Source organism: Gordonia prachuapensis, from assembly GCF_036350515.1.
In the GTDB taxonomy this organism is placed as follows: domain Bacteria; phylum Actinomycetota; class Actinomycetes; order Mycobacteriales; family Mycobacteriaceae; genus Gordonia; species Gordonia prachuapensis.
On the sequence record NZ_JAZDUE010000002.1, the window covers coordinates 1 to 12273 of the forward strand.

At 66.5% G+C, this 12273-nt stretch carries 11 protein-coding genes; 3 read left to right on the plus strand and 8 right to left on the minus strand.

Going from position 1 to position 12273, the window contains the following annotated elements:
- Together V1Y59_RS02385 and V1Y59_RS02390 are read left to right on the plus strand one after the other, a co-directional pair.
- The coding region (locus tag V1Y59_RS02385) for an integrase core domain-containing protein (RefSeq protein WP_330503242.1) at positions 1 to 287 on the plus strand (287 nt) is incomplete at its 5' end.
- A gap of 146 nt (positions 288 to 433) precedes the next feature.
- Positions 434 to 865 (plus strand): DUF6918 family protein, encoded by a 432-nt coding sequence (locus V1Y59_RS02390; RefSeq protein ID WP_330503243.1) that lies wholly within the window; start codon positions 434 to 436, stop codon positions 863 to 865.
- Positions 866 to 896: 31 nt separating this feature from the next.
- On the opposite strand, the gene V1Y59_RS02395 is transcribed toward V1Y59_RS02390, so the two are convergent.
- On the minus strand, positions 897 to 1037 hold the full coding sequence (locus tag V1Y59_RS02395; protein WP_330431268.1) for a hypothetical protein: 141 nt from the start codon (positions 1035 to 1037) through the stop codon (positions 897 to 899).
- 166 nt (positions 1038 to 1203) lie between these two features.
- Here V1Y59_RS02395 and V1Y59_RS02400 point away from each other — a divergent pair, with 166 nt between their 5' ends.
- On the plus strand, positions 1204 to 2862 hold the full coding sequence (locus tag V1Y59_RS02400; protein WP_330503244.1) for an MFS transporter: 1659 nt from the start codon (positions 1204 to 1206) through the stop codon (positions 2860 to 2862).
- Positions 2863 to 3023: 161 nt separating this feature from the next.
- Here the strand turns inward: V1Y59_RS02400 and V1Y59_RS02405 are convergent, their stop codons facing one another.
- The 7 genes from V1Y59_RS02405 to V1Y59_RS02435 all read right to left on the minus strand — a co-directional run bounded on the left by V1Y59_RS02405 (position 3024) and on the right by V1Y59_RS02435 (position 12225).
- Entirely contained in the window at positions 3024 to 4667 is a 1644-nt protein-coding gene (locus tag V1Y59_RS02405) for an AMP-binding protein (RefSeq protein ID WP_330503245.1), read from the minus strand.
- A gap of 39 nt (positions 4668 to 4706) precedes the next feature.
- Positions 4707 to 5885 (minus strand): lipid-transfer protein, encoded by a 1179-nt coding sequence (locus tag V1Y59_RS02410; protein ID WP_330503246.1) that lies wholly within the window; start codon positions 5883 to 5885, stop codon positions 4707 to 4709.
- Entirely contained in the window at positions 5885 to 6298 is a 414-nt protein-coding gene (locus V1Y59_RS02415; protein ID WP_330503247.1) for a MaoC family dehydratase, read from the minus strand. The genes V1Y59_RS02410 and V1Y59_RS02415 overlap by 1 nt, the downstream gene beginning before the upstream one ends.
- Positions 6295 to 7308 (minus strand): bifunctional MaoC family dehydratase N-terminal/OB-fold nucleic acid binding domain-containing protein, encoded by a 1014-nt coding sequence (locus V1Y59_RS02420; RefSeq protein ID WP_330503248.1) that lies wholly within the window; start codon positions 7306 to 7308, stop codon positions 6295 to 6297. Before V1Y59_RS02420 ends, V1Y59_RS02415 begins: the two co-directional genes overlap by 4 nt.
- A 356-nt stretch (positions 7309 to 7664) precedes the next feature.
- Positions 7665 to 8828 (minus strand): acyl-CoA dehydrogenase family protein, encoded by a 1164-nt coding sequence (locus V1Y59_RS02425; RefSeq protein WP_330503249.1) that lies wholly within the window; start codon positions 8826 to 8828, stop codon positions 7665 to 7667.
- The gene (locus tag V1Y59_RS02430) at positions 8818 to 9930 is read right to left on the minus strand and encodes an acyl-CoA dehydrogenase family protein (protein WP_330503250.1); all 1113 of its coding nucleotides are present in this window, start codon (positions 9928 to 9930) and stop codon (positions 8818 to 8820) included. Before V1Y59_RS02430 ends, V1Y59_RS02425 begins: the two co-directional genes overlap by 11 nt.
- A 117-nt stretch (positions 9931 to 10047) precedes the next feature.
- Complete coding sequence (locus V1Y59_RS02435; RefSeq protein WP_330503251.1) at positions 10048 to 12225, minus strand: acyl-CoA dehydrogenase; 2178 nt, start codon at positions 12223 to 12225, stop codon at positions 10048 to 10050.
- Positions 12226 to 12273: the final 48 nt, after the last annotated feature.

Sequence of the window (12273 nt, forward strand, 5' to 3'; positions counted from 1 at the left end):
CGTATACCGCGAAGAGATTCACCAGGCTGTGCCGGCGGATGGGTATCCGGCAATCGATGGGGCGTGTCGGATCATGTTTCGACAACGCCGCCGCAGAGGCGTTCTTCTCATCGCTAGAGTGGGAAGTGTTGTCACGCAACGATTTCAACACTATCATGCAGGCACAGGCAGTGGTGTTGGACTGGTGCTACGGCTTCTACAATCACCAACGCCGCCACAGCGCGATCGGGATGGTGAGCCCGGTCGACTACGAGAACGCCGCACTCACCGAACCCAAAGCCGCATAGAGGAGTCCTCCACGATTCCGGGGGAACCACATCTCATGACCCGCGCGGCGGGTGTCTTCCCGTCCCACCGAAACGGACAGTAATCTCGACGCGGACAAACCGCCGTCGAACTACGCCCGCACCGGGCGATCCCGCGAGGAGACATGATGAGTGATTCGCTGCAGTCCCTACTCGACACCGACCGCCCTGCCGTGGTCGCGGACCTGGTCGGGGTGATCGACGCCGAGGTCGCAGATCAGAAGGGGCTCAGCGGAGCGGCCGTCAAGACCGCCTACGCGGCCGCACAGAAGGTCAAGCCGGGCGTGGTGTCGTCGGCGACGAACCTGATGCTGCCCGACTTCTTGACGGCGCTGCAGCCGTTCTGGGACGCAAAGCCCGCCGGAGTGACGTTCGCCGATCATCTCGCCGCGAACAGCGATGCGGCCGCCGAAGCGTTGCTGACCGTGACCGACGATCAAGTCGCCACCGCGAAGCCGGCCCTGGCGAAGGCGTACAACTCGCTGCGCGGCAAGGCCAAAGGATATGTCGTCGCGGCTCTCCCACGGGTGGGGGCCGCCATCGAGAAGCACGCCGCCTGAGGTCAGCAGGCGGCAACCGGTCTCGGCCGGTTCAGGCCGCCGAGGTCACGATGAGCAGCAGGCCGACGACGAGCGCGATCAACGCGCCGAGCATCGACAGCACACGCCACACGTGAACGCGGGCCGGTGAGTAGTCGGTACGTTGTGACGAGGCGACTTGTGGTGACGCCATGACTTCCCACTTTCGGTTGTCCGGGTCAACGCTGACCTGCAGGACGGCGATCACCGGTCTTGTTACTGCAGTGGTAAATGTGTCACATGTTTCTTGCTGATCGCGTGTACCGGCGTCGCGTGTCATGATCACGAAAAGGCAACACGTCGGAGGACATGCGGTGAAGATGGCAACGAAAAGCGTGCACGGCATCGACTTCCGTTCGATCTGGCTCATCGCCATCTCGTGCTCGGCCGTCAGCATGGTGGTCGCCGCCATGGCTGCGCTCAACACTGCCCTCCCCGACATCGCGGTCGACACCGGTGCCGACTCGGCCCAGATGACCTGGATCGTCGACGGCTACACCCTCGCGCTGGCGGCGCTGCTCCTCCCGGCCGGCGCGATCGGCGATCGGTTCGGTCGCCGCGGCGTCCTGATCATCGGGCTGTTCGTCTTCGCGATCGCCTCCATGCTGCCCATCTGGATCAACGACCCCACCGAGTTGATCGCGACGCGTGTGTTCGCCGGTGCTGCCGCGGCGTTGATCATGCCGGCGACGCTGTCGCTCATCACGTCCGGCGTCTCCGAGGAGCGTCGGGCACTCGGGGTCAGCATCTGGGCGGCCGTTGCCGGCGGCGGCGCGATCGCCGGGTTCCTGGTGACCGGCGTTCTGCTCGAATTCTTCAGCTGGCACTCCATCTTCATCACATTCGCGGCGTCCGCGGTAGTCACCGGGCTGCTGTGTTTCACCATCGGCAGTTCGCGCGACAGCAACCCCGGACGGTTTGACGTCGCGGGGTCGCTGACATCGATACTGGCCGTGACCGGCGTCGTTCTCGGGCTTCTCGAAGCCCCCCATCGTGGATGGGCGGACCCTGTCGTCTTGATCGGGCTGATCGGCGGCCTCGCGTTGGCGGTGGCGTTCGTGTTCCTCGAGCTTCGGCGTTCGTCCCCGCTACTCGACGTCCGCTTGTTCACCAACCGTGCCTTCGGTGCGGGTTCGTTGTCGATCGCGATGCAGTTCTTCGCATCCTTCGGCGTCTTCTATCTGATGCTGCAGCAGTTGCAGCTGGTGTTCGACTACACGCCCTTGCAGTCGGCCTTCGCCTTGATGCCGATGGTGGCTGGTGTGGGAGTGTTCGCTCTGGTCGGCAATTGGATCGCCATCCGCTTCCACGCGTTGCGCTTCGTCATCGCAGGAGGAATCCTGCTGTGCGGCACAGGGATCGCATTGCTGGGCATCATCGAGTACCAGACCTACTGGGCCGCGATCTGGATGATCGTGATTGCCGCCGTCGGTATTGGGCTGGCGACGGCGTCGTCGACGACGGCGATCATGTCGAACACCCCCACCGACAACCAGGGCGTCGGGTCTGCGGTGAACGACACGGCCCGAGAACTCGGCGCCGCCATCGGAATCGCCGTGGCTGGCAGCATCATGGCAGCCGGATACTCGTCGCGCATCGGGCCGGTGGCCGACGACGCCGAGGCGCAGCTCACCGCAGCCGGCGAGCAGCGGGTCGCCGCCGGCGACGAGCTCACCGGCCAGGCACTCATCCAGCAGGCCGGTGACGCGGCCGAGTACATTCGGCGGTCGCTGGCCGAGGCGTCTGCAGTCGTCGATCGTCTGAGTGATCAGGCCGGGCCGCTCGCAATGCAGATCGCCACTGATGCCGAGAACGCCTTCTTGGAGCCCATGCGCGAGGCCTATCTCGTTCTCGGTGCCGTCCTCATGGCCAGCTCGGCGGTCCTGCTGTGGTTGGCGCCGCGTCGGGTGGTGCCGGAGAAGGCCGAACCTGCCCGAGACACCGGAGAGGAAGTGTCCGTCGGCGCAACCGACGACTGACGACGAAGGAGCGGGCTTCCCCCGACCCCTGAGGAGCACGCGACGAAGGAGCAGGCGTCCCCCGATCCCTGAGGAGCACGCGACGAAGGAGCGGGCGTCACGAAGGGGCCCTTCGTGACGCGTCCTCGCAAGCTCGGCCGCTCCTCAGGGACCGAGGTGACTCAGCTTGCCGCGCCGGCCTTCTCCCCCACCTCGGCGGCGGTGTTCTTCGCCCACTTGTAGTCGGCTTTGCCCGCGGGGGTGCGCTTGACCTCGTCGACAAACACCACTGTCCGCGGAACCTTGTAGCCCGCAAGCGATTCGCGGCAGTGCGCACCGATCTCGTCGACGGACGGCTCCACGGCACCGTCGGCAACGGCAACCACTGCGGCCACCCGCTGTCCGTACTTGGCGTCGGGCACCGGCACCACGAGTGCGTCGGCGATGGCCGGGTGAGCGTGGAGCACCGCTTCCACCTCCTCGGCGTACACCTTCTCGCCTCCGGTGTTGATGCACTGAGAACCGCGGCCGAGGAACACGATCGTTCCGTCGGCCTCGACCGTGCCCATGTCGCCGAGGATCGAGATGCGCGTGCCGTCGGGCAGGGTGGGGAATGTCTTCGCCGTCTTCGCCTCGTCCTTGTAGTACCCCAGCGGCACGTTGCCGATGCGGGCGATGTAGCCGACGTCGCCCGATCCCGGCTCTATCTTGTTCAGACGTTCGTCGACGACCATCATCTTGTCGGTCGGCGGCACGCGGAGGTTGCCGTTCTCGTCCATCAGAATCTCACCGTCGTTGCCGGATTCGGATGCGCCGAAGTTGTCGCGCAGCACCAGTTCCGGCTTGACGGCGAGGAATCGGTCGCGGACGTGCTGCGACCAGATCGCCCCACCGGAGGTGACCGAGAACAGTGACGACAGGTCGACCTCCCCCTTGCGGCGCTCGAACTCCTCCACCAACGGCATACCCATCGCGTCGCCTACGATCAGGATGATCTGCACCTGCTCCTTCTCCACCTCCGACACGATGGCTGCCGGTTTGAAGTCCCGCTGGATCACCAGACGCCCACCGAGCGTGAAGAAGGTGAACAGCGAGTACGACGCGGCACCGTGCATCAACGGCGCGGCCAACAAGAAGGCGATGGACGGGAAATCCTTGACTGCGGTGCCGATCTCGGCGAGATCCTTGCGCGCGTCGCCATACGGGTTACCACCGGACAACGGCTTGCGGAAGAAGTCGTCGTGCTGCCACATGACTCCCTTCGGGTAGCCGGTGGTGCCGCCGGTGTAGAGGAGATACAGTTCCTCGCCGTTGCGGTCCTCGAAATCACGTTCAGTCGACTTCGACTCGGAGTCGGCGAACGAGACGATCTGCACGGTGCGGCCGTCCGGGAGGTCGGCGACCGCGGCGGTCAATTCGTCGACGACATCACCGATCACGACCACCGCACGCACCGTGGGAAGTTCGGGAAGCAGGGCGGCGACGCTGCGTTGATGTTCGGGTAGTTCGACGATGATCGCGCGGGAGTCGGAGTTGTCGAAGATGTAGCGGAGTTCGGGGTTGGTGTAGCGGTAATTGATGTTGACCGGCACGGCACGGATCTTCAGCAGCCCCAGCAGGCTGGTGACATGCTCGACACTGTTCTTGAGGAACAGCGACACGTTGTCGAATGCGCCTATTCCCGCACCCGACAGCATGTGTGCGACCTGATTGGCGAGACTGTCGAGCTCCGCATAGCTGATCTGCCTGCCCTCGTAGCTCAGTGCGATGCGCTCGGGAACGGAGTCGGCGACGGTCTCGAAAACGTCGGCCAGATTGAACTTCATCATCTCTCCTTGCTGAAAGCTGTGGGGTGGGCTGCCATGTCAATTGGATCGGGTGAGGACGAGACCGCTGGTCGGGACACCGGTTCCGGCGGTGACCACCACGCGCTGTGCGTCATCGACCTGATTGACCGACGCACCGCGCAATTGGCGGACCGCTTCGGCGATGCCGTTCATCCCGTGGATGTAGGCCTCGCCCAGCTGACCGCCGTGGGTGTTGAGCGGGAGCCGTCCACCCACCTCGAGCGCTCCGGGTTCGCGCACAAGCTCTTTCGCCTCACCCTTCGGGCAGAAGCCGAGTTCTTCGAGTTGCATCAGCGTGTACGGGGTGAAGTGGTCGTAGAGGATGGCGAGATCCATGTCCGACGGCCCGAGCCCGGATTGCTGCCACAGCTGCCGGCCGACGAGGCCCATCTCCGGCAGTCCCGGCAGGTCGTCGCGGTAGTAGCTGGACATGATGAACTGGTCGTCGGCGCTGCCTGCTGCAGCGGCCGAGATCACCGCAGGGGTGTGCGGTAGGTCTTTCGCCCGTTCGGCGGACACCACCACGATCGCGACCCCGCCGTCGGACTCCTGGCAGCAGTCGAGCAGATGCAGCGGCTCGGCGATGTACCGCGAGTTCTGATGATCCTCGAGGCTGATCGGCTTGCCGCGGAAGAAGGCGTTCGGGTTGGTGGCGGCGTGCTTGCGGTCCACCACCGCGATGCGGCCGAAATCCTCACTGGTGGCGCCGTATTCGTACATGTAGCGCTGCGCGACCATGGCCACGAACGCGGCCGGGGTGGACAGGCCGTGCGGGTAGGAGAACGCGTTGTCGGTGCCCGACGAGTTCTCCTGATTGGCCACCGCACTGTTGACCTGGCCGAACCGCAGACCGGACCGTTCGTTGAAGGCACGGTAGGCGACGACGACGTCGGCGACGCCGGTGGCCACCGCCATCGCGGCCTGTTGCACGGTGGCACACGCGGCTCCCCCGCCGTAGTGAATCCGCGAGAAGTACGTCATCTCCTTCACCCCGACCGCACGCGCGACCGCGATCTCGGCGTTGGTGTCCATGGTGAAGGTGACCAGGCCGTCGACGTCGGCGGGTGTGAGACCAGCGTCGGCGATCGCTGCGGACACAGATTCTGCGGCCAACCGCAGTTCACTGCGCCCGGAGTCCTTGGAGAACTCGGTGGCGCCGATTCCGGCGATGGCAGCCTTTCCGGCGAGTCCGCCCATCACTCGGCTCCGTCGATGGTCAGGGTCACGGTCGAGATCACGTGCTTGCCCAGCGAATTGGTGCCGGTGACCGACACGGTGATGACATCGTCGGAGATGTCGGTGACTTCGCCGGTGTAGGTGACCGAGTCGTAGGCGTACCAGGGCACACCGAGTTTCAGGTTGATCGATCGGATTCGTGCGGTCGGGCCTGCCCAATCGGTGACGAACCGCTCCACGAGTCCGGTGTCGGTGAGGATGTTGACGAAGATGTCCTTGGAACCCTTGGCCTGGGCGAGATCCCGGTCATGATGCACATCTTGGAAGTCGCGGGTGGCCAGCGCGGTGGCGACGACGAACGTGGGGCTCGCGTCGACGGTCAGTGTCGGCAGTGTGTCGGCGACCCGAACAGGTTGCGGTGCAACGATGGTCACTTCTCCCCTTTCGGATCGGCCGGTGTCCATGCGTACAACGTCCAGGCGTCGGTGCCCGACTCCGCATCGGATGGGAAGTCGAGGAATGTCACCTGCACCGGCAGCCCGATGCGGACCTCGGCGGCGTCGATGCCCCGCAACTCGCCGAGCATACGGGCGCCCTCGTCGAGTTCCACGAGCGCCACAACGAACGGCAGCTGCCGACCGGGAACCTTCGGCGCGCGGTGGACGACGTAGCTGAAAACGGTTCCGTGCCCGGTGGATACGACGTAGTCGGTGTCCGGAACCGTCCCGTCGGCCTGGCGCGGTTTCCAGGTCGCGGGGATCGGCGGGTGCCGCAGGGTACCGTCGTCGATCTGTTGGATGCGCAGTTCGTGCGCTGCGACGCCCTCCCAGAAGAACGCGGTGTCGCGTGAGACGCTCGGCTTCAGCATGCGGGTGGGGTCGAGATCGTCCGGTACCGGGGCCGGCTCGGTTGTCGTCGGCTTCTCGGATTTCTCCGGCGGCCGGAATTTGAGGATGCGGAAGGACATCTCGGCGACGACCTCGTCGTCGACCGACCACACGTTGCGTGTCGTGAAGAACCACCCCTCCCCCAGGGCGGTGTTCTTGGGGCCGACCACGTCGACGAGTTCCGCCGAGAGCGACACCTCTTCGCCCGGGCGGGTATAGCGGTGATACACGGTGTCGCAGTTGGTCGCGACGACCGAGGTGTAGCCGGCCTCGTCGAACAGTGCGGTGGCGCGGCCCAGCGGGTCGTCGGCGGTCCGCTGCCCGTTCAGACCGCGCATGGTCCAGACCTGGGCCATCGCCGGAGGTGCGACGATCCCGGGATGTCCGGCCGCGCGGGCGGCGTCGTCGTCAACGTAGATGGGGTTGTCGTCACCGATGGCCTCGACCCAGTTGTGGATCATGGGTTGGTTGATCGGGTCGCGACCGGTGACGGGCGCGCTCGGCCCGTCGGCCTTGATGGCGTCGGCGGCGGCGAGGATGTCGGTGGGTGTGCTCATCGGTTACCTCCGCCCCTGGCTGTGGTGGGTCTCGATACGCCGCTCGCCTAGCGGCTCGCGGCTACTCGACCAGCGAAGGGGAGGACCGGCATCCGACCAGCGAAGGGGAGCCGCTGCCACGTCTCCCCCGCCGCCTGAGGAGCCCGCGACGAAGGAGCGTGCGTCTCCCCCGCTGCCTGAGGAGCCCGCGACGAAGGAGCGTGCGTCACGAAGGCCCTTCGTGACGCTTCCTCGCAAGCTCGGAAGCTCCTCAGGGACCGATAAACTCCCGCATCCTCGCAAGAGGCCCCTTCCCGCTGATCGAGTAGCCGACGAGCGGCAGCGAGGAGGCGTATCGAGATCCCCCGCCACATCCCTCATCGTTTCGCCCTCGGCAATCCGAGTCCCGCGGTGGCGATCATGTCGCGCATCACCTCGTTGACGCCCCCACCGAAGGTGATCACCACGTTGCGCTTCTGCTGCACGTCGAGCCAGTCCACCAGCGCCGCGGTCTGCGGGTCGGTGAAATCGCCGTAGCGACCCACGATGTCGTTGATCAGGCGGCAGACATGTTGCAAGCGTTCGGTGGAGAACACCTTGGTGGCGGCGGCGTCGGCCATCGAGATCGACTCGCCGGTGGACGCGACCTGCCAGTTGAGGAGTTCGTTGATCCGGGCGTAGGCCTCGATCTCCGCCAGGGCGCGCCGTACATCGGCGTGCTTGGCAATGACCGTCCCGTCGGCACCCGGCTGTTGCGCCCAGGCACGGATGCGGGCCGCGAGCCCGTCGATACGGCCGGCGGGGCCGAGCATCACGCGTTCGTGATTGAGTTGGGTGGTGATGAGCTTCCAGCCGTCGCCTTCGTTGCCGACCCGCATCGACACCGGCACCTTCACATCGTTGTAGTACGTGGCGTTCACGTGGTGAGCACCGTCGGCGGTGATGATCGGTGTCCAGCTGAACCCGGGGTCGCGGGTGTCGACGATGAGAATCGTTATGCCCTTGTGTTTGGGCGCATCCTTGTCGGTCCGGACGGCCAGCCAGATGTAGTCGGCGTCGTGACCGCCGGTGGTGAAGATCTTCTGGCCGTTGACCACGTAGTGGTCGCCGTCGAGTACGGCGCTGGTGGTGAGCGATGCGAGGTCGGTGCCCGCCTCGGGTTCGGTGTAGCCGATCGCGAAGTGGACCTCGCCGGCGAGGATGTCGGGCAGGAACTTTCGCTTCAACTCATCGGTGCCGTGTTCCTGCAGTGTGGGGCCGACCGTCTGCAGTGTGACCGACGGGAGTGGTACGTCCGCGCGGACCGCCTCGTTGGTGAAGATCTGCTGCTCGATCTGACCGAACCCCTTGCCCCCGTATTCCTTCGGCCATCCGACACCGAGCCATCCGTCCGTTCCCATCTGACGGATCACCTTGCGGTAGGTCGCGCCGTGCCGTTCGGTGAGCATCACCTTCGCGTCTTCGGGACTGATCAGTCCGGCGAAGTACTCCCGCAGTTCGGCACGCAGCGCCCTCTGTCCTGGAGTGAGATCAATGAACATGTGTCGCCTGCCCTTTCGGGTCGAGCCGCGCGTCGGATTCGTCGGCGATCTCGTCGAGCCGGGCGTCGGGCCCGCCGATCAGCCGTGCGAGATCCTTGGCGATCGAGAAATAGCGGTGCAGCGGATAGGTCACGTCGACCCCGATCCCGCCGTGCAGATGCGTCATCGTCCGCAACGTTGCCGGCACCTCGGCGGCGAGCCAATATCCCGCGACTCCGAGATCCTGTGCGGCGTCGAGGCCTTCGGTCATCCGCCAGGCCGCGGCGGTGGTCACGAGATTCAACGACCGCTCGATGACGTAGATGTCGGCGAGCTGCTGCCCGACCGCCTGGAACAAGGCGATCGGTTTGCCGAACTGCTCGCGCTGTGTCACATGGTCGGCGGTCAGACGCGCGGCACCGGCCACCAGACCGTCGCCGTAGGCGGCGAGTACCAAGCGGTACAGGTCTCGCGCGATGGCCCCGTCGGTGGCCAGGATGTCGACGTCATCGACGGCCACACCGTCGAGACGGACGGTGTACTCGCCCCACCCACTCGACGCCGGAGTCCGCACGACAGTCACGCCCGGCGCATCCGTCGCGACCATCGCGACACCGTCGTCGGTGACGATCAGCAGCGCGGCCGAACCCTCGGCATGCAGCACGCCGGTCTTGGTTCCCGTCACCTGGCCGTCACGGATCGTGGTGCGGGGTGTGGCCGTCAGTGCGTCACCGTGCTCACCGATGGCAACCGCGCACCACCCGCCCGCGGCGAGTGCCTGGGCCCATTTGGTGCGAGTCTCGGCAGACGCGTGCCGCAGGGCCAGCGCTGCGGTGAGCGTCCCGAGCGCGGGTGTGACCGCGGCCGATTCGCCCATCCGGCGTAGCAATGGGAGGAGGTCGACGACCGCGACGTCGTCGCCGTCCACCTCGGCGGGCAGGGGAAGAGCCATCAGGCCGGCGTCGGTGATCGCCCTCCACAGCGCGTCGTCGAATCCGCCTCGCTGCCCGGTGCCCGGATCGCGGCGGCCGAACGTGTCCTCCCAGTCCGGCTGATGCCGGGCGAAGACCTCCGCGGCGGCGTCGGCAACCGCTACTGCCGTGTCGTCGAGGGCAAAGTCCACCCCACTGCCTCCTCGCCAAATTAGAACTTGTTCTAGTTGTATCAGATCGGTCGACAGCCGTGGGCGTTATGGCCCCTCAACAGCCGATTCGGGGAGGATTGGCGAGCGGAAGAGCGGTCATCCGCGCGGCAAACCGAGAATCCGTTCAGCGGCTGCGGTTCGCAGGATCTGGGTGGTACCGCCGGCGATCGAGAGACACCGGTTCTGCAGGAACAGGTCCGACGCCTCGCCGCCCACCACCGCCTCGGTACCACGGAGGTCGAAAGCGAACTCCGGGACCGCCTGGCGGTGTTGGACACCGATCAGCTTGCGCACGCTCGACAGCGCACCCGGGTCATGTCCTTCGAGGCGCCGGGTGACCGCGCGGGCATCGATGACGCGTCCGACATGCGCTTCCGCGACGAGCCTGCCGAGCGCAGCCATCTCGTGCGGCTTGAGCGGCCGGTCCATGCCGTCGATCTGACGGAGCAGTGCGTCCATCTCCTTGCCGAGGCCGGAGCCACCCATCGCGACCCGCTCGTTGGCGAGGGTGGTGCGGGCCAGTCGCCAGCCGCCGTTCACCTCGCCGACCACGCAGTCGTCCGGGATCACTACGTCGTCGAGGAACACCTCGTTGAAGTTCGCTCGTCCGGTCAGTTCACGCAGCGGACGGATGTCGATGCCGGGTGAACGCATGTCGACCAGGAAGTAGGTGATGCCCTTGTGCTTGGGCGCGTCCGGATCGGTCCGTGCCAGGCATACGCCCCAGTCGGCGTTGTGTGCCTGCGAGGTCCAGATCTTCTGGCCCTGCAGGCGCCAGCCGCCGTCGACGCGGGTGGCCTTGGTTCGTAGGGCGGCAAGGTCCGAGCCCGCCTCGGGTTCGCTGAACAACTGGCACCAGACGATGCCGCCGGCCAGCGTGGGCAGGACGAAGCGTTCCCGCTGATCATCGGTACCGTGCTCGAGAATGGTCGGGATGGCCCAGGCACCGATCACCAGGTCCGGCCGCTCGACGCCGGCGCGGTCGAACTCGGCATCGATGAGCAGTTGCAGGGCCGGCTCGGCGGCGAGCCCGTATGGACGCGGCCAGTGCGGCATCAGATAGCCCGACTCGGCCAGCTCCGCACGCCGGCGGGATGGGTCGAGTGCCGCGATCGCGTCCACTGCGGCCCGGACCTCGTCGCGCCGATCTTCCACTGCGGACAGATCGATCCGGAAGTCGCGCCGGACTCCGGCCATGCCCAGCCGTGCCAGTTCGCGCGCCGCCGGCGCCCCCTGACCGAGCGTGGCGCGCGCAGTCATGGCGGCGCGCAGGTAGAGGTGCGCGTCGTGTTCGTAGGTGAAGCCGATGCCGCCGAGGATCTGCACGCAGTCCTTGGCGTTGGCGATCGCGGCGTCGGCGGCGACGACGTCGGCGGCGCACCGACTGACCGCGAGTTGTTCGAGCACCCGCGGGTCCTCGGGCGCGGACAGGCGTTCGTCCACGGCGCGCGCCAGATCCCACGCGACTGCGGTGAGTTCCTCACTGCGGCAGAGCATGTCCGCGCAGATGTGTTTGATCGCCTGGAACGAACCGATGGGGACGCCGAATTGGGTGCGGACCTTGGCGTAGTCGACGGCGGTGTCGAGCGACCACCGGGCGATGCCGCTCTGATAGGCCGCGGTCACCGCGGACAGCACACCCGCGACGAGATCCCCGTCGGGCAGGTCGATCAGGTCGGACGGCCCGACATCGGACACGCGTACCCGGGACACGGATTCGAGGCCGCTGATGACCGCTTCGGCGACGACGTCGACGGAGCCGCATCCCGGTGGCAGCAGCGCCCAAGCTGCGTCTTCGCCACCGTTCCGCAAAGGGATGAGCAGCGCGCAGTCGTCGACGTGGCCGGGCACCACTCCCACCTCGAGCACCCCGTCGTGCACGGTGACGGTGTCGCCACCCGCGACGGCGGGGGCGGCCACCGCGAGTTCACCGGCGACGATCCGGGCGAGCAGCTCGGGCGCACGATCGTCGTCGGCGCGGGAGAGTCCGAGCGCGGCCGCGACCGTCGGCGCGAGTGGCCCCGGGACCAGTCCGACGCCGCATTGTTCGACCATCGCGGCAACGTCGAGGAACGTCGCGCCGAAGCCGCCCTGGTCCTCCGGGAGCGCCCCGGCGAAGACGCCGAACTCGGCGAGCTGCGCCCACAGCCCGGTCCACTGGTCGGTCGGCTTGTCGATGTCGGCCCGAACGAGCTCGGTGGTGGCGACGCTGCGCGCCCAGGTCGCGATCGCGTCACAGACGGCGATCTGTTCGGTTGACGTGGCGATTGTCACGTGATTCCTCTGTATGTCAAGTTGTGACGGGCAATTAGAACCTGTTCT

Bases quoted from the DNA above. Each gene is read 5' to 3' on its own strand.
- V1Y59_RS02390 (WP_330503243.1), top strand. From the start codon at position 434: ATGAGTGATTCGCTGCAGTCCCTACTCGACACCGACCGCCCTGCCGTG.
- V1Y59_RS02395 (WP_330431268.1), bottom strand. From the start codon at position 1,037: ATGGCGTCACCACAAGTCGCCTCGTCACAACGTACCGACTACTCACCG.
- V1Y59_RS02400 (WP_330503244.1), top strand. From the start codon at position 1,204: ATGGCAACGAAAAGCGTGCACGGCATCGACTTCCGTTCGATCTGGCTC.
- V1Y59_RS02405 (WP_330503245.1), bottom strand. From the start codon at position 4,667: ATGAAGTTCAATCTGGCCGACGTTTTCGAGACCGTCGCCGACTCCGTT.
- V1Y59_RS02410 (WP_330503246.1), bottom strand. From the start codon at position 5,885: ATGGGCGGACTCGCCGGAAAGGCTGCCATCGCCGGAATCGGCGCCACC.
- V1Y59_RS02420 (WP_330503248.1), bottom strand. From the start codon at position 7,308: ATGAGCACACCCACCGACATCCTCGCCGCCGCCGACGCCATCAAGGCC.
- V1Y59_RS02425 (WP_330503249.1), bottom strand. From the start codon at position 8,828: ATGTTCATTGATCTCACTCCAGGACAGAGGGCGCTGCGTGCCGAACTG.